This window comes from Microcoleus sp. B3-D2 (assembly GCF_036705345.1).
In the GTDB taxonomy this organism is placed as follows: domain Bacteria; phylum Cyanobacteriota; class Cyanobacteriia; order Cyanobacteriales; family Microcoleaceae; genus Microcoleus.
In genome coordinates, this window is record NZ_JAUBUG010000010.1 from 62579 (window position 1) to 79816 (window position 17238).

The window sequence follows — 17238 nt, forward strand, 5'->3', positions numbered from 1 at the left end:
TGCAGGCGAGTTGTCTGTCATTCTTCCTTGCCCCCCAAATCCTCCTTATCTGTTAAACTATCAATTTTTTCATCTTTTATGCTCTTTTGTGCGCCCCTGCGCTGCCGCATCTGTTTGGCTTTGGTTTGCAAATCGCTGAACTCGTCATCAGGTTTAGTTTCGGCTGAACTAGCACCGCCGCCCGCATCGATCGGGACACCCGTTTGAGAGCCGCTTTCCGATTCAGTCACGGCGACGCGCTGCTTATGCTGTTTGGCTTTTTCCTGCAACTGAGCTAGGTATTCGTCTGTCTGACTTTCGGCCTTGGGAAGTTCTGGGGTACTTGCAGTTATTTCTTGGGGTTCGGAAGGTACTTTTTCCGAGGTTTCTTGTTTGCTAATTCTCAGTTTATCTTTCTTTTGCTGCAATTCTTTAAAGAAATCAGATTCTGTGATTTCTGCGACTTGCTGTTCTTTTTTGGCTTGGTCTATTTCGATTTTGAAGACTTGTTTTACTCGATCGCTAATTGCTTTCCCGTATCCGGCTTTATTAAATCTGTCTGCTGATACAATGCTACCGCCAGTTAAGATTAATGCTAAGGCTGGCGCTGCCACAGGCACCCACCCTCCCAACAGAAAAATCCCAAAGCCGATGGCGCAACACCCGGACAGCAGTGCTCCGAATGTCAGTGTCAATTTCGCTGGGTGAGCCATCCGCGATGCCAACGTTCCTCCCACAATTGACCATCCCGAAATCCACAGGATTTCTGCCCATTCCGGCCAAAACCATAACATCGGTCTGTTGTCTAAAACTGCACTCAAAATTTGGCTGACTACTTGTGCGTGTGCCACGATACCAGGCATGAATTGGTTCTTTTTCTGTCGCCCACTGTAAGGAGTATAAAATAAATCTTTAACGGTTTCTGTGGTGTAACCGATGAGCACTATTTTATCTTTAACTAAATTCGGGTCAACTTTCCCTTCTAAAACATCCGTAATTCTGACTTGGTTTGCGACTTGCTGCTTGGAACGATAGTTGATTAATATTTGATATCCCCTGACATCGGCATTTGTGTATCCTCCGTCATTGCTTGCTAGTTGTTTTAATTGGGTTTTTCCCAGCCATAAAGATTGATCTGGTGCAAGTTGAGGAGAGATTTTTTGCCCTTGCAGGTAGTGGAGTGCTAGCTGGAGGTTGAAGGAATATAAAACTTGAGAGTCGTCATTACAAAGATGTTTTTGGGCCGAGGAGTTGCCCTCCATTGTCGGCGGTTTCATAAATAATAAAGCCCTGCGGAGTATGCCACCCGGATCGACTCCGAAATCTGCAAATCCCACCCGGTTTTGTGGCAGTCCCGGCGCAGGCGGAGAACCGGGATTGTCCGGGCTTCCGTCGGTAACTAAACATACCCCGATAATGCGATCGCTTTTTTGTAAAATTTTAGTTAATTCCTCGCGCCCGTCTCCTAATGGTACGTCTCGCAGTACATCTAAACCGATGACTGCCGGCTGCATTTTTTCTAGTTTTTGTAAAATTTCAGCTATTTTGCGATCGGATATCGGCCACTGTTTCAGTTTCTGAATGTCTGCTTCGGTAATCCCCACAACTAACAAGCGCGAGTCTGGCTTTTCGTCGGGACGCCACCTCACCATTTGGTCGTAAGCGCTTAATTCTATTGGTTCGAGTATTCCTAGCTGTCTGGCTCCCATCAAGGATAATGTTACTGCAGCGCTAGCAATTAATACAGACTTAGCCAATGCTAGTGATGGTTTATACAGTTGACTCAATTGAGCCGCTGCCGATCGAATGTTGTTAGATATTTTACTCATTATCCCAGCATAAAAGTTTGAGTCGTTTCTGGAACAGCAGTGGTTTCACATTTCCCGCCTGCTGGAGACTTCCTCCATCTTAGAACACTCGGAAACTCCGACCGCTTTGTTACAAAAATTTACAGTACGTGGCGAGCAAATGTATACAATGATACTTGCGATCTAGGCAACCTGATGTTTGCGACAGAGAATCGACTTGCCGCTCGAATTAATTAATGTTATTGATAATATGTCAAGGTTTAAATTGTGTATCTGCGCTCTCGACTAGCAGCTCAAAAATATTGGTCGCCATCTGCGAATGCCTGTGTTTGCAATTATAGTGAAAGGTACAACAAAATGAAACGTTTTCTACATCGGGCTACACTTGCGGTCGCCGTATCTGCGATCGCAGCTACCCTACCCAGTTCACTTGCACCGATGCGCGCACAATCCCAGCCGCTTCTGCTGAGTCAAAATGTTAATTTCAAGCCTCCCGACGTAACAGCCCCCGCCAACCGACAAGGAGGGACACATCGCGGCAGCAAGCTTTGTCCAGCGGGTTTATCTATTACTCCTTTAGTGCCTCCAACTAATATCGGTTTAACCCTAACAGATTCTCCCACAATTTTTGTCTATATTCCTAACACCTCACCCGCAATAGACTTTACTTTGCTCAACGAAAATGAGGACAAAGTGGTCTACGAAAAAACCTTTAAAGTTAACAAATCCGGGATTGTTGGAGTTAGTATTCCTGCTAGCGTAGACAACAACAAATCCCTTGAAGTTGGCAAGCGATACGTATGGTCGTTTTCGATGGTTTGCGACCCCGAAGACCGATCGGCGGATGTAGTTGTTAAAGGGTTCGTGCAGCGAATTGAACCCGAGGCAACTCTCAAGAGTGATTTGGCAAATCCCGACCCGATGACCAGGCTCAACGTTTATGCTCAAAATGGGATTTGGTACGAAACTCTCGCTACTTTAGCCCAAATGCGGCGCCAGAAACCGGGGGATGCGAGGCTGACAGCCAAGTGGACGCAATTATTGCAGTCCCAAGGACTGGAATCAGTTGCAGCTCAACCGCTGGTTGGGCCTCTTTAAATCTCGATATTTCTTGAAGTTTGGTCGGTCTTCCCATGGCGATGTGAAAATTGACCGATTTACTCGATCGCGCCCGGGGCTAAAACTCCGGGTTAACATTAGAGATTCGGTCTATAAATATTTATACAAGTTGGTGGAAAAATGAAACGTTTTATAGATTTTACTGTACTGGCGATGACTGTATTGGCGATCGCCGTTACTCTGCCGAGTTTGCTTACACCGATGCAGGCTGTGCCTGCACCCATTCTGCTGAGTCAGAATGTTAATTTCAAACCCCCAGATGTAACAGCCCCCGACAACCGGCAAGGGGGGACGCATCGAGGCTGTCAGTTGCGGCAAGGTTTATCCATTACTCCCTTAATACCTGAAAGCAATATTGGTTTAACACTAACCGAATCGCCAACATTTTTTGTATATGTTTCTCAACCCGCAGCTCAAGTAGAGTTTGTTTTGCTAAATGAAGATGAATCCGAAGTAGTCTACGAAACTACTATCAAAAATGACAAAGCCGGAATTGTGGGAGTTAGCCTTTCTGAGAAAGGCAAGACAAAAAATATTGAGGTTGGTAAGCGATATGTGTGGTCGTTTGCACTAGCTTGCGATCCTCTGGAGCGTTCCGGAGATTATATTGTTAAAGGATGGATGCAGCGAATTGAACCGCAGGCAACTCTCAAGAGCGATTTGGCAAATCCCGACCCTATGGCTAAGGTGATTGCTTATGCTCAAAATGGGATTTGGTACGAGACTCTTGCTACTCTAGCCGAAATGCGGCGCCTCGCACCCGATGATTCGCGGCTGACGACCGAGTGGACGCAATTGTTGCAGTCCCAAGGACTAGAATCGATTGCCGCTCAACCGCTAGTTCAGTCTTTTTAATAACGACTGTTCACCAATCATTGCTGAGTGTTTGCATAGTCAATTCTTCAATTCTTCAATCCAGTGACCGAAAGCAGCCAGGGTACAAGCCCCCGTCTTTATCCTGGCACAACCACAAAATAGTATCCGATAACCAGTCCCAGGATTTATCCGTGAGGTCGCTTTCTTCAATTCTTCAATCCAAAATCCAAAATCTAAAATCTAAAATCGATTCACTGATGGCTAATAATTTTCCGACAATTCTAGCTCTTGATTTTGACGGTGTGATTTGTGACGGACTAATCGAATATTTCCAAACCGCTTGGCGTACCTACTGTCAAATCTGGAAACCAGTCGAAACAGAGCCCGATCCAGATTTAGCTTTGAGTTTTTACCGAGTGCGGCCCGCCATCGAAACCGGTTGGGAAATGCCGCTGCTGATCCGCGCACTACTGACAGGAATTTCCCCAGAGCAAATTTTGCTAGAGTGGCCCAATATAGTACCGTATTTGTTGACCGAAAATAATTTAAAAGCGCAGTCTGTCGGTGCTATGTTAGACGGATTGCGCGATAATTGGATTGCTGAGGATTTAGCTGGGTGGCTGTCTTTGCACCGCTTTTATCCAGGGGTTGCAGATCGCTTGCACTCGTTGCAGGATAGTTCGGTGAAAGTTGCGATCGTCACTACAAAGGAAGGTCGTTTTGTGCGGGAACTTTTGCAGCTAGCAGGCGTACAAATGCCGTCGGAGTTGATTTTTGGCAAGGAATACAACAAGCCGAAACACCAAATTTTGCGGGAATTTTTGGCAGCGTCTGGCAAAGATTCGACTATTTGGTTTGTCGAAGATCGGTTAAAAACTTTGCTGTCGGTAAAGCAGCAGCCGGATTTATCTCAGGTGAGGTTATTTTTGGCTGATTGGGGTTACAATACTTTGCCAGAACGGGAATCTGTGGCTCAAAATCCACCAGTTCAATTGCTTTCTCTGTCGCAGTTTGCCGGAGATTTTGCCGATTGGCTGCCGCTCGAATGTTGATGTTAGATTTGTTTACACTTGTGATTTTTTTCGCTTTTCAGAGTCAAAAAAATCACAAAATTTTACATCTTTTTTGTTGACTTTTGCGGCGCAAACATGGTATATTAATATAATGGGATGGTGGTCAAAATAATATTTTGACCACCATCCCATTATAAGATAAATATAACAGAGACTCCTCAAAAAAGCAAGGCTATCGACAAAAAAAATGTTTTTTTTCATAGACTATTGCAGGTAATCTTGACCTCAAAAACCAGGTTATTTTACTATTTATGGGGGCGCACACGAAGTGTTTTAGTCGATCGAACCGCCTGTATGACAAAAAAACAAGCTTCGGAACCAAAAAATTGAAAAGTGTTTTGATAATTTCTCAGCTTGAAAGTTTTCTAATATTGAGACTTAAAACCCATGCTCGATTTAACTAAAGCAGCCAAGGCAATGCAGGGAATGAGCCAACATTTGAATGTGGAAGCGGCTGCCGCTCGCCAGCGTTTGGAAGTGGCTCAGAATTTGCTGGTAAAGGCTGCAGCGGAACAGGAAAAATTGGTGGAATTGCAAGAGAATTGGCGCGATCGCACTTTATTCAATGCTGCCACGCCGATCGAGCCCTTAGACGATCGCACCTACATCACCGCACCCCCCGCCGCCCACACAGTCTTTGCCACAGACGGCTCGCAAATTTCCCCCAACCATCACGAAATAGCCTACTGCTACCTGCTAAACGTCGGCACAGTCATGCTGCACTACGGACAAAGCCGCCACCCAGTTTTAGACAGCGTACCCGAGGTTTTCTACAAACCCGAAGACTTGTACGGTTCCCGTCAGTGGGGAATTAGAACCGAAGAATGGATGGGATACCGGCGAGCAGTTTCCGAAGCAATTGCCTTAGCAGAAATGGGATGCAATTGGGCAAAAGTTAACGACAATAAATTGCCCGCGCCAGCTTTAGCAATGGTAGACGGTTCCCTAATTTATTGGTTTTTGGAACAGTTACCCACCGACGCGCGCGATCAAATTTTGCTGCCTATTTTAGAAGCTTGGGACAAGTTGCGTTTAGCAGGAATTCCGCTGTTAGGATACTTAAGCGCTTCTCGGAGCAGCGAAAGCTTATCTTTTTTGCGGTTTGAAGCTTGCACCCACGAAGTACCAGACTGCATGACAAATTGCCCGAACGTCGGATTTGCCGCCACAATTTCTTTCGCCGAAAAAGCACCTTGTCAAGAATTTGAACCTTTGCGGGATGCCATATTGTGGGCAACAATCCTCTCCCCCGGACAAAGGAGCCCTTTGTGGAAATCTCAAGCTCGAATTTTAGATTTGTACGGTCTTAATTCCGTCTATTTCTGTTACGTTCACGTTGGCACAGAAATTGCTAGAATAGAAGTGCCGGAATGGGTAGCACAAGATACAGCACAGCTAGATTTAGCATTAGGAATGATGCTGGCTCAAGTACACAAAGGCGGCGGGTATCCGGTGACTCTAGCAGAAGCTCACAATCAAGCGGTAGTCACGGGGGGCGATCGAAGTCGCTTTTTCGCTTTGTTAGAGCAGCAAATGATTAAAGCCGGCTTAAAGAATGTCGGAATTTCTTATAAGGAAACACGGAAGCGCGGCAGTATTGCTTAAAGTAATAAGTAGAGTAGTCCTTGACGTAGGAACCGGGTTTTTACGGCAATACTGCATCCCGGCATTTAACACAGATAAAAAACCCGGTTTCTCTGGTATTGATACGTAATTTATGTAGACTTTAAATAGAGTTAAAAATGTTATATGCCAATAGAACTAATTATCTTAATTGCTTCGTTACTTGTATCTTGGCTAGTCTTTAATTGGGCGTTTAAAGTGTTGAAAGCCAGCATCGGGACAGCGATTGCTTTAGCAGCAATTGTGCTGACAATGCAGTTATTGTTTGGCATCGGCCCAAATCAGCTTTTCCAACATATAATTCACTTGCCGGAAACCCTGGGGAAAATGATTTCGGGCAAGTGAGCCAATTTTTGATTTTTGATTTTTGATTTTTGATTCTTTTAAATACCAGACTTCTTCCAGAAGCCGGGTATAGGGAGATTCCGAAAATTTTCCTTCTTCCTTCTTCCCTCTTCCTTCTTCCTTCCGATATTAACTTCCCAGCATTTGCAACTTGTACAAACTGGCATACAACCCTTCTAGCTGCAACAACTCTTCGTGGCTGCCAGATTCTACTAACTGCCCGCGTTTGAGCACTAAAATGCGATCGACATTTCGGATAGTCGAGAGCCTGTGGGCAATAATTATCGCCGTTCTGTCAGCCATCAAACGCTCTAGAGCTTCTTGAATTAAAGCTTCCGTCCCCACATCCAAACTAGCAGTTGCCTCGTCTAGAACTAAGATACTGGGATTGCGAATAGCGGCGCGAGCAAACGCTAATAATTGCTTTTGTCCCCCCGAAAGATTGGTTCCCCGTTCCCGCAATTGCGTATCATAACCTTGAGGCAACTGTTCGATTAACCGGGCAACATTTGTCTTTTCTGCTGCTGCTTGAATTTCCTCAATCGAGTAACTTTCTCCCAAGCTGATATTGCTCTTCACGTCACCAGCAAATAGAAAGCCATCTTGGATAATTACGCCTATGTGCCTGCGTAACTCTGCTTGAGGCAAATCTCGAATATCCACATGATTAACCAGAATCCGTCCTCGGCTAGGTTCGTAAAGGCGGCACAGGAGACGGATAATCGAACTTTTGCCCGCACCGGTGGGGCCGACTAATGCTACTTTTTCGCCGGATTTGATGGTGAAATTGAGGTTTTGCAGGACATATTCGTCTTGTTTGTAAGCAAACCACACGTTGTCAAATTGGATTTCTCCCGATTCAGAATTCTGCGATTTGGCATTTTCTCCCCCCCTTAGCTTCGGGGGGTTGGGGGGTAATTTGGGATTGTTAGACAATAAACGATATTCTGAACTTGCTCCATTTTGATGATTATCTGTCAATTCTCGATCGAACGGAGACAAGTTGTAAGCCGTTGCCTCTGGATGTCCAGTTATTAACAACGGTGAATAAGCTTCCCTTCTTCCTTCTTCCCTCTTCCCTCTTCCTTCTTCCCTCTTCCCTCTTCCTTCTTCCTTCTTAGCGCTGGTTGGATCTTTAATTTCGATCGGTTCGTTGAGAATATCGCTAATCCGTTCGACGGCGGTAAATCCTGCTTGAATGGCGGTAAATTTCTCTGCAAATTGCCGCAGCGGATCGAAGAGACGCTGAGCAAATAAAATGAATGCAGACAGAGTACCGAAGTTAAGATTACCGGCTAAAACCCTTTGACCACCCATCCACAAAACGGCTCCAATCGCTACTAAAGCAATCCATTCTAATGTCGCAGATACGGCTGAGTCGTAAAATATAGTTTTGTCAACTGCTTTAATGTAGCGTTTATTGGTGACGCGAAACAATTCTGAGTTGAATCTTTCGCGGCGGAATAGCTGCACTACGCCAATACCAGTTAGGTTTTCTTGCAGTTGTGCGTTGAGATCGGACAGTTCTTCTCGCGTATTGTAATTTGCTATGCGATATTGGTACTGGAAATAAACTATGACTGCGGTAATTGGTATCATCATCAGCACCAACATTAAAGCTAGTTGCCACTGCATGGTAAACATGAAAATGGCAATTACTAAAATTGAAAATAAATCGCTGACAATGCCGATCGCTCCTGAAGAGAAAACCTCTCCCAAAGCTTCTACATCGCTGGTGAGGCGAGTCATTAATTTACCGACAGGAGTGCGATCGAAAAATCTCACTGCTAGCGATGTGACGTGGGCGAACAAATCATTTCTAATATCTGTAGTAATTATTTGCCCTACTTTCGTGACTAAATAGCCTTGAAGTGATTGCAATGCTAATCTAAGTGTTATAGTTAGCATCAGCAAAATAGCCAAAATATTCAATGCAGCAGATAGCGACAATCCCCGCAAGAATTCGTAGGTAGGTTCCGAGCGAATTACCGAAATTGCCTGTCCGATGAGAATCGGTTGAATTGCTCCTGAGACTGCTAGCGGTACTAATAGTGCGATCGAAATAATCAACAAGCGTTTGCTGCGGGTTGCGTAAGACGCCAACCTCATGAATAACCGCCAGTCTGTTTCCTGGCCGGATTTGTTTTTGGTATCTGCTACTGGTGAGGAAATTGTCATCCGATTTTAGATTTTAGATTTTAGATTTTAGATTGCAAAAGCTATTATGCTGCTAACTTCGGCGGCTTTTGCTGAGGATATCGAGCTTTTTTTCGCTGCGCGGCTTGTAGGGCGGGCTGGCGAGATCAGTTCGCTCAGCTTTGAGCAAAAAAGCTGTACAATATATCCAGCTAACAATTGTAGCAAATAGAGTCAGTTAAATTAGGAAATCTTCTACAGCTCCAGCAAATTCTCGCTCCCGACAGCACTCAGTCGCCCATATTTATTACAACAGCGGATACCCGCTCCTTGCCACTTTATGCCTTTAGACATAGAGTTCGCCACTGGTTTTATTTGCTAGTCAAATGCTGAGTTTTCAAAATGCACTTCACTGCATTGAAGAAATTGATTTTACATTTCACCGTTGCGCCAAGGAAAGTGTATTAGACTTTGTACTGATAAATCATGCACGAAATAGAGACAGCCCGATTGTATCTGAGACAATTTACACCAGACGACTTAGATGAGCTGTACCGCATCTACAGCGATCCGGAAATCATGAAATACCTCACAGGAGTTAGAAGTAGAGAAGCAACAGAAATCGCTATTCATACCATGCTCAAACGTTGGGAAGAAAACAACTTCGGGATGTGGGCTGTAGTACATAAAATCGACGGTAAAATGATTGGTCGCTGCGGACTTGGTTTTCTGGACAGAACATCGGAAGTTGAGCTGGGCTATGCGCTCGACAAAGTTTATTGGAATCAAGGATTGGCGACAGAAGCATCTTTTGCTAGTCTAAATTATGGATTTGAAATATTAAAGTTAGACAGAATAGTTGCGATCGCCCGCCCAGAAAATATCGCCTCTCAGCGGGTGATACAGAAAGTTGGCATGAAATATGAAAAAAATGCTCATTATTACGAAACTGATGTAGTATATTATTCTATTTCGCGAGAAGCTTACCAGTCCAAAGTATCTTCGTAGGGTGTGCATTGCACACCTTACTACTTTTAAATTACTCGGAGCGCAAATTGGCATTATTGTCGGCTGACAACTACGAAGTCCTTTGCAATTGCTTGTTAACTTTTTGAATTTTTTTAGCAAAATACTCTTGTCTGTGTCCCAATCTTTTAGCCACATCCAACCCTTTTTGATAGGATTCCAAAGCTTTATCGTAAGCCTTCATCTCTTGATAAACTTGACCGATATTGTCATAAGCGTTCATCAATCCGTAGAAATTGTCAGCCCGCTCTTCTAACAGCAACTGCATTTGATAAATCCGCAAAGTCTGCTCCCACTGCTTTTGCGCTCGGTAAAGCAATGCTAATTTATCCAAAGCTTCGCTAGCTTGGGCAAACTGTTGAATGGGGACGGCTAAATTGTATGCTTCCTGATAGTATTGAGCTGCTAAATTGATTTGGCCGATGGTTTGATAATCGCTGGCGATCGCAATTTTGATCGGTGGTATAGCACTCGGGTTTTGTAAGTTAAGATACACCGATGCTAGTTTTTCCCTGGCTGCGATCGCCTTTAGGGGTTGTTTCGACTGCTGGTAAACGTAGGCCAACTGTCTGAGAGTATCTACCTCTGTTGGAGGAGTTACAGGTTGCGGCGGCGCGCCGTTTCCCGCAACTACAGCAGAAGTTGGCACAGCAGAATTAGCAGCAAATAAAGCGCGGTTTTCCTGAATTAAAGTTGCCAATTCCTCATAGACGGGAGCAGCTTTATCGTAACTCAACCAATTGATGTGAATGAGCCCGATCGCCTTCAAAATCTGACCTTGAGCCAATATATCTTCGTTTTGGCGCGCATTTTCGAGAATTTGTTGGTAAACTTCTACAGTCGGGCCTTTAGCGCGCACCTGCTGAAAAGCAGCAGCGAAGGCGGGGAGCAACTCAGTATTAAGTGGTACTTGGGATTTGACTTCTTTTTGAATTGCTTGCAACCGTTTGGTAATAAGCTGTAGTTCTAGGTTTTTACCGTTACTCCAAGCAACACTTCCCACCCGACTCAAAGCAGCAATTTCCGCCGCAGGGCCCAGATACCTACGCAGCCGCAATTCTCGGAACCAAATTTCAAAAGCACCCGCCCCATCTCCAGCTTGCTGTTTAGCCGCTGCTTCTAAGTTTAACTGCTCCAAAGCCGCTGTCAGTTCGTCCCGCTGAGTGCTGCTCAAAGATTCGTTAGCGGGAGCTAGGGGATCGGGTGTGGTAATTTCTAGAGGATTAGGGGAAAATTGATCGAGGCCTGGTGGATTAGTTTGGGCGCTAGCAATAGAACCAGCACACAGCCACAAGAAAAGCAAGCACCCAATTGGCACAGAACTTCTCAGTCTCAAAATTTGGTTGCCGCGATTCGGCATCTCTTCTGGAAACATCAAGTTTTGCATATCTACAAAACGGTATAAATTATGTCACAAAGATGGCACAAAAGCAAACTGTTCAACAAGAGCAACAAAATAAAAACTACCGCACTGAGCAATTATGAGGATTTAAAGACGCTGGGCGATCCTCTTCGAGGGCTTCGCCAACGTATTTTACGCTTATTCAGTCTAGCCCTAATTCTTTTAACTGTTTGCACAGCTTGCGCCCCCCCTCCCGCAGTTGCTAGAGACCGCTCTTTTCCAGAAATGTCCCTAGAATTTTTGGGCGAGTACCAATTGCCAAAAATGAATTTTGAAGGAGCACCAGTCGGCGGTTTGTCAGGAATTACCTACGACCCCAAAGGTATTAGCGCAGTCAATTCCAAAGCTTATCGCTTTTACGCTCTTTCCGACGACCCCAGCGAAAACGGAGAAGCCAGATTTTACAGTCTCAGACTAGACATCACATCGAGCGACGCAGCAAATATTCGCCTAAAAAAAGTTGCCGTTGAAGGCGTTACCTCCCTCAAAAAAGCAGACGGTGAAACCTTCTCTTGGGGTTCCATCAATCCCGAAGGCATCGCCCTTTCTCCCCGCAATTCAGTATTTGTCGCCAACGAAGGCGTCACTCATGCTGGCATCCCTCCTTTTGTAGGAGAGTTTGACCTCAAAACCGGGAAATTGCGGGGGCAATTGCCGATACCAAAGCGCTATATTCCTGATGCCAGCGATGAAAAACAGCAGCAAGGAGTGGTGGAAAATTTAGGTTTTGAATCTTTAACCATCGACCCAGAAACCTTTAGTCCGGGCGGTCTCGATCCGTTTCGTTTGTTCGCAGCTACGGAAGCGCCGTTAATGCAAGATTTAGACCCGGAACAGGCAAGTAAACTCCGTCTTTTACATTATATTATCGTCGATAAAACGCCGCAATTAGTCTCAGAAAATCTTTACCGTCTCGACCAAGTTCCCATGACTATTTTGAACGGTTTAACAGAATTAGTAACTGTCGGTGGCGGTCAGATTCTGAGTTTAGAACGTTCTTTTGGGCTGTCGGGATACAGTGCTAGGATTTATCAAGTAGCGCTTGGGGCGGCTACAGATACTTCGAGAATCCAGAGTTTTAAAGGACAAGTGACAATGGTCGAACCTGTTAAGAAAAAGTTGCTGCTAGACTTAAGCGAACTCGGAATTCCGCTGTACAATTTAGAGGGAATGACCCTCGGGCCGCAGTTGCCAAATGGCAGAAAAAGTCTAGTTTTGGTCAGTGACGACAATTTTGATGAAGCGCAGAAAACTCAGTTTCTTTTATTTAGCTTGAAGGGCCAAGGTTAGGTCATAAGGGCGGGCGAGAAGCCCACCCCACCCACAAAAAATTTATTCTTTGTGAAAAAGGCAAGATGCCTGTTAATGAAAACAGTAGAATAAAATTAACTTTTTGTGAACAGGTATCTGGCCTATGTAGAAAAATAGTTAAAAGAGGTTAAATCCAATTAATCCAACTATAAAATCCCCTAATTATGCCAAGTCGTAACACTTTGCAATTGCCAAAGATCGAACTTTCATACCTAGAATGGAAGCCAGAAACAGGGAAAACAAAAGTTCCGCGTTTGCTGCTGTTACACGGTTTAGCAGATAGTTCGTGTGTCTGGAGTAGCTTGGGCGATTATTTGTCGAACCGCTATCATATTGTAGCGCCCGATATGCGCGGTCACGGAGACAGTAGCAAACCGAAAACAGCCTATACTTTTGAAAGTGCGATCGCAGATTTAGAAGCTTTGATGGTACATCTCAACTGGTCTGACGCACACATTTTAGGACATTCTTGGACGGGAAAACTAGCAGCGATTTGGGCGAGGCAATATCCCGATCGCTTTTGCAGTATGATTTTAGTAGACCCCATCTTCATCACCAAACTGCCCGCCGCGATGAAACTCACCCTGCCAATTGTTTACCGAAAATTAGACTGTCTCAAATGTGTGGGCCCGTTTGCGACTTTAGCCCAAGCAGAAGCAGCAGCAAAACAATCGGGAGAATACGCAGATTGGAGTGACTTGCAGCAAATGGTATTCCAACACCAAATCGAACAAAAATCAGACGGAACTTGGGGCAGTAAATTTGCGATTGCAGCCAGAAATCAGATATTTGCCGAAGTGATGAAAGTTGCCGGTTTAACTGAAAATATTGATATCCAGACTTTGTTTGTACAGCCGGAAAAAGGCGTAAATCGCATGGATTGGCAAATGCAGCCATACAATAGATACTTAAAAAATCTTACCGTTGCAAAAGTACCGGGGAATCACTGGTGTTTTTTGACTCAACCAGAAACTTTTAATCAAACTGTGGCAGATTTTTTAGAGGGTACAAGACAGTGAATTTAGAAATTATCGCACATCGGGGATTTTCGGCGATCGCCCCCGAGAATACTTTAGCAGCTTTTGAACGGGCGATCGCCCGTGGAGCTCATTCGATCGAATTTGACATCCAGCTATCCGCCGACAACGTACCAGTGATTTTTCACGACGCAACATTAGATAGAATCACGGGAGTTTCTGGCAAAGTTAGGGAAACAACCCTGTCTGAATTGCAGACATTTAATGCGGCAAAATGGTTTAGCGATGAATTTTCACAAGAAAAAATTCCTACTTTAAAAGCCGCATTAACCATACTCAAAAAGGTTGACAAATTTCTTTACTTTGATGTCAAACCTCACTGCGAGTGGTCTGACGCAGATGTCACGGATTTTGTCAATACTTTGAAGGGCGAAGAAATCCAACACAAATGCGTTATTACCTCTTTTAACGATAAATTTTTGGAACAAGTGCGGCGGCTATCTGGCAATTTGGCGATCGGACACATTGTTGCTAATCTAGAAGCGTACAAAACTCAATTAGCTCAAGCTGTAACGCATCAGGATAATTTGATTAGCAGTCTGTATCGCGTGTTGCTGGAAAACCCCGCACTAATTCAAGAAAGCCGGAGTCAGGGAGTTGACATTGTGGCCTGGACGGTGGACGATCGAGCGGATATGCAAAAGTTAATTGATTTGGGCATAACACGGATAGTCACTAATTGTTTGATATAATTTGTTTAACTTGATATCTTGCACCATTATCAAGAACGGGCAAGATACGCGTTCCACAAAACTCAATTAATAGATGAATTACTTTCGCACAAGCATCCACGAAATGTCTGGCTATGTGCCGGGGGAACAGCCACCGCTAGGCACAAAAATTATTAAACTAAATTCTAATGAAAATCCCTATCCGCCTTCTGCCAAAGCCTTAAAAGTGCTTCAGGAAATAGACGGAGAAATGCTGCGGCGCTATCCAGATCCAACTGGCAAAAGTTTCCGCATCGCTGCTAGTAAAGTGTTAGGAGTACGTGACGATTGGATTGCGGTAGGTAACGGCAGCGACGATTTATTAAACTTGATAGTTCGCGCTGTGGGCGAATCAGGGAAACAGATTGTTTGTCCCGCGCCAACCTATGTATTGTACCGGACTTTGGCAGAAATTCAAGATGCAGAATTGGTTGAAGTTCCTTATCCCGACGACTACAAGTTACCAGTCGATTTGCTAATAGCAGCCCAGGGTGCTGTGACATTTGTAGCTTCGCCAAACAGTCCATCGGGAACAGCCATATCTGTTGCAGATTTGGAGAAACTGGCTAAAGAGTTATCGGGTATTCTTGTCATCGACGAAGCTTATGTAGATTTCGCAGAAAATAATGCTTTGGAATTGACAAAAAAGTACAGCAATGTTATAGTTTTGAGGACGCTTTCAAAAGGTTATTCCCTCGCAGGATTGAGGCTGGGTTTTGGCATAGCAAATCCGGCGCTGCTGGCAGAATTAAATAAAATCAAAGACAGTTATAATGTCGATGCTTTAGCCTATGCAGTGGGGGCGGCTGCGATCGCAGATCAAGACCACAAAATAGCCAACGCCGAAAAGATTAAGGCTTCCAGAGCAAAACTAGCCGTTAGCTTCAAGGAATTAGGCTTTGACGTTTGGCCCTCCCAAACCAACTTTTTGTTAGTGCGATCGCCAAACGGCGATGCAGAAAGAATTTATCAAACACTGAAAGTACGGGGAATATTGATTCGATACTTCAATCAGCCGCGATTAGAAGACAAATTGCGGATTAGTGTAGGTACGGAGGAACAGAATCAAATATTACTTAAAACTTTGAAAGACATCCTATAAATAACGATCGCACTAAAATTAGTTTCTAATGATGAGTTTAGTCCTCTGATTGGTATGAAGGCTTGCATTCCTCACTACCAACAGCTTGATTACGGATAATTATTAGGATTATCAATCGCCAACCCTGCGGACTGAGCAATATCCAGCAATCTGTTATCCGCAGAAACAAAAATTAGTTGAGTTTCTGGGATTGATGTTAAAACAGATTGAACGCGCAAAGCAGCCGCCAATTGCACAGCATCATAAGCCCGCAGTGGATATTGAACAATCAGTTCACCCGCCCTTTCAACCAGTGCCCGATCAACTTCGATAACTCTATACCGACTATTGAATTCAAAGCGAAATTTTTGAATAAGTGCAGCCACTTCCGCAGGAGTTATACCGCCTTCACGTTGTCTGCGTGCAAAAGCACTAAGAACTTCCACCCAGGTGATGCGGACTACAAGCAGCGAGTTACCAGTCTGGGAATCCGTGAGCGTTTTTATCCAAGGGCTGCCAATTTCAACCACATATCTTTTGATGAGGGCGCTGCTATCCAAAAAATAAATGTTTACCACGGGCCGCGATCCTCGATAATCATTTCTGATAGAGGCTTGCCCGGTTTTGCCCCTAACCTTTTAGCCAATTCATACACATCTTCATCAGTGACAGCCTCGACGTTATGGGGAGCGTTAGGTAGTGGAGTCACCAATCCTCGGTCAACTAAAAACTGGATTGCCAATTCTGCCTGCTTTTTTGGATCATCTGGCCAGAGTTGAATCTGCACAGTTTCCCCATCCTTGAAAGACACAGAACTCAAGGGACGAAAAACCCCGTTTTCGTAGATAGCAGTAATAGTTTCTGGCATAATTACCCTCTTAATTAAATGCTTTAACTTATTGTACTTCTTGTAACTACTTCGTTGCCACCACAGCCAAATTCCAAGCCAAGCGCTTCATCAAAGGCAACTTTTTCAAAAACCCATCCAACCCTTCTAACCGAGAGTATTCCGGTTTCAATCTCTCTTGTTCAATGATAATCTTTTTCCAATAACGCTCCTCATTGGGATGCACTTTTTCGATTAAATAAAAACGCAAAAAAATCCAAAGCGATGTTAGCCAAAACGTATCATAAGCAGTCTCCAAAAACAAAGACTGGACAAAATTCACAATATTAATATCCAAAGGACTTTCATCCTCCGTCCGCACCTCAGTAGCCATCCTGCGGTAAACATTAATCACCGGATTGTGCTTCATGGGGTCCCAAAAACAAGCTTTACCCCCAGGCTTCAGGACGCGGTGCATTTCGCGAATTGCCTTTTCTGGTTCCGGTAAATGGTGCAACAAATTAGAAGCATAAACAATATCAAAACTATTGTCGGGGAAATCCAGCGCCATTGCATTCACCGTGCAGCCGTCTATTTTGACGCCGTTTTTCTCAGCCAATTTTAGAGCAACTTCTACCATGCCCTGAGAATAGTCGGCAGCCACACAATCGGCGCCTTTTTTAGCAAAATAAACGCTATTTTCTCCCGCGCCGCAGCCTAAATCTAACAGGCGTTTGCCTGTAATATCGCCCATTTGCTCGACGATAAATCTATTTTCTGGGGCGGTACAAGCTTCAAAGTAATCATTGACTCGAATGCCGTCAATATCGATCGTAGATGCCCAAGCATCGTGGAACTGTCGCTCTTTTTTTAAGGTTTCGTCTTGCATTTTTCAAGAGTTGATTATTAGTAAAAAAAAGTAATTTTAAACCGCAGATAAACCCGG

General features: G+C 44.4%; 16 protein-coding genes. 10 read left to right on the forward strand and 6 right to left on the reverse strand.

The features are described from left to right. Window positions 1-17 precede the first annotated feature (17 nt). Complete coding sequence (locus QUB14_RS06035; protein WP_333215877.1) at window positions 18-1808, reverse strand: CHASE2 domain-containing protein; 1791 nt, start codon at window positions 1806-1808, stop codon at window positions 18-20. A gap of 336 nt (window positions 1809-2144) precedes the next feature. Here QUB14_RS06035 and QUB14_RS06040 point away from each other — a divergent pair, with 336 nt between their 5' ends. The 5 genes from QUB14_RS06040 to QUB14_RS06060 all read left to right on the forward strand — a co-directional run bounded on the left by QUB14_RS06040 (window position 2145) and on the right by QUB14_RS06060 (window position 6763). Continuing rightward, complete coding sequence (locus tag QUB14_RS06040; protein WP_333215879.1) at window positions 2145-2885, forward strand: DUF928 domain-containing protein; 741 nt, start codon at window positions 2145-2147, stop codon at window positions 2883-2885. A gap of 141 nt (window positions 2886-3026) precedes the next feature. Then, the gene (locus tag QUB14_RS06045) at window positions 3027-3761 is read left to right on the forward strand and encodes a DUF928 domain-containing protein (RefSeq protein WP_333215881.1); all 735 of its coding nucleotides are present in this window, start codon (window positions 3027-3029) and stop codon (window positions 3759-3761) included. A gap of 218 nt (window positions 3762-3979) precedes the next feature. Further along, window positions 3980-4774 carry an HAD hydrolase-like protein gene (locus QUB14_RS06050; RefSeq protein WP_333215883.1) on the forward strand — a complete coding sequence of 265 codons (795 nt, stop codon included), beginning with the start codon at window positions 3980-3982 and terminating at the stop codon, window positions 4772-4774. A gap of 408 nt (window positions 4775-5182) precedes the next feature. Next, on the forward strand, window positions 5183-6400 hold the full coding sequence (locus QUB14_RS06055) for a DNA double-strand break repair nuclease NurA (RefSeq protein ID WP_333215885.1): 1218 nt from the start codon (window positions 5183-5185) through the stop codon (window positions 6398-6400). 144 nt (window positions 6401-6544) lie between these two features. Then, window positions 6545-6763 carry a hypothetical protein gene (locus tag QUB14_RS06060; protein ID WP_333215887.1) on the forward strand — a complete coding sequence of 73 codons (219 nt, stop codon included), beginning with the start codon at window positions 6545-6547 and terminating at the stop codon, window positions 6761-6763. 129 nt (window positions 6764-6892) lie between these two features. On the opposite strand, the gene QUB14_RS06065 is transcribed toward QUB14_RS06060, so the two are convergent. Beyond that, the gene (locus QUB14_RS06065) at window positions 6893-8941 is read right to left on the reverse strand and encodes an ABC transporter ATP-binding protein (protein ID WP_333215889.1); all 2049 of its coding nucleotides are present in this window, start codon (window positions 8939-8941) and stop codon (window positions 6893-6895) included. 444 nt (window positions 8942-9385) lie between these two features. Here QUB14_RS06065 and QUB14_RS06070 point away from each other — a divergent pair, with 444 nt between their 5' ends. Then, the gene (locus QUB14_RS06070; protein ID WP_333215891.1) at window positions 9386-9907 is read left to right on the forward strand and encodes a GNAT family N-acetyltransferase; all 522 of its coding nucleotides are present in this window, start codon (window positions 9386-9388) and stop codon (window positions 9905-9907) included. A 70-nt stretch (window positions 9908-9977) separates the two neighbouring features. On the opposite strand, the gene QUB14_RS06075 is transcribed toward QUB14_RS06070, so the two are convergent. Continuing rightward, a complete protein-coding gene (locus QUB14_RS06075) occupies window positions 9978-11300 on the reverse strand; it encodes a tetratricopeptide repeat protein (RefSeq protein WP_333215893.1) in 1323 nt (440 codons plus the stop codon). A 33-nt stretch (window positions 11301-11333) separates the two neighbouring features. On the opposite strand from QUB14_RS06075, the gene QUB14_RS06080 reads away from it, so the two are divergent. The 4 genes from QUB14_RS06080 to hisC all read left to right on the forward strand — a co-directional run bounded on the left by QUB14_RS06080 (window position 11334) and on the right by hisC (window position 15487). Next, window positions 11334-12617, forward strand: coding sequence for an esterase-like activity of phytase family protein (locus QUB14_RS06080; protein ID WP_333215895.1), 1284 nt, complete (start codon window positions 11334-11336; stop codon window positions 12615-12617). A 185-nt stretch (window positions 12618-12802) separates the two neighbouring features. Further along, window positions 12803-13657 (forward strand): alpha/beta hydrolase, encoded by an 855-nt coding sequence (locus tag QUB14_RS06085; RefSeq protein ID WP_333215897.1) that lies wholly within the window; start codon window positions 12803-12805, stop codon window positions 13655-13657. Continuing rightward, window positions 13654-14367 (forward strand): glycerophosphodiester phosphodiesterase family protein, encoded by a 714-nt coding sequence (locus tag QUB14_RS06090; RefSeq protein WP_333215899.1) that lies wholly within the window; start codon window positions 13654-13656, stop codon window positions 14365-14367. The genes QUB14_RS06085 and QUB14_RS06090 overlap by 4 nt, the downstream gene beginning before the upstream one ends. A gap of 73 nt (window positions 14368-14440) precedes the next feature. After that, a complete protein-coding gene (hisC, locus tag QUB14_RS06095) occupies window positions 14441-15487 on the forward strand; it encodes a histidinol-phosphate transaminase (protein ID WP_333215901.1) in 1047 nt (348 codons plus the stop codon). A gap of 89 nt (window positions 15488-15576) precedes the next feature. Here hisC and QUB14_RS06100 read toward each other — a convergent pair whose 3' ends face one another. The 3 genes from QUB14_RS06100 to QUB14_RS06110 are packed head-to-tail and all read right to left on the reverse strand — an operon-like array spanning window position 15577 to window position 17181. After that, window positions 15577-16044 (reverse strand): type II toxin-antitoxin system VapC family toxin, encoded by a 468-nt coding sequence (locus tag QUB14_RS06100; protein WP_333215903.1) that lies wholly within the window; start codon window positions 16042-16044, stop codon window positions 15577-15579. Continuing rightward, on the reverse strand, window positions 16038-16334 hold the full coding sequence (locus QUB14_RS06105) for an antitoxin family protein (RefSeq protein ID WP_333215905.1): 297 nt from the start codon (window positions 16332-16334) through the stop codon (window positions 16038-16040). Before QUB14_RS06105 ends, QUB14_RS06100 begins: the two co-directional genes overlap by 7 nt. Window positions 16335-16380: 46 nt before the next feature. After that, a complete protein-coding gene (locus QUB14_RS06110) occupies window positions 16381-17181 on the reverse strand; it encodes a class I SAM-dependent methyltransferase (protein ID WP_333215907.1) in 801 nt (266 codons plus the stop codon). Between the last annotated feature and the right edge of the window lie 57 nt (window positions 17182-17238).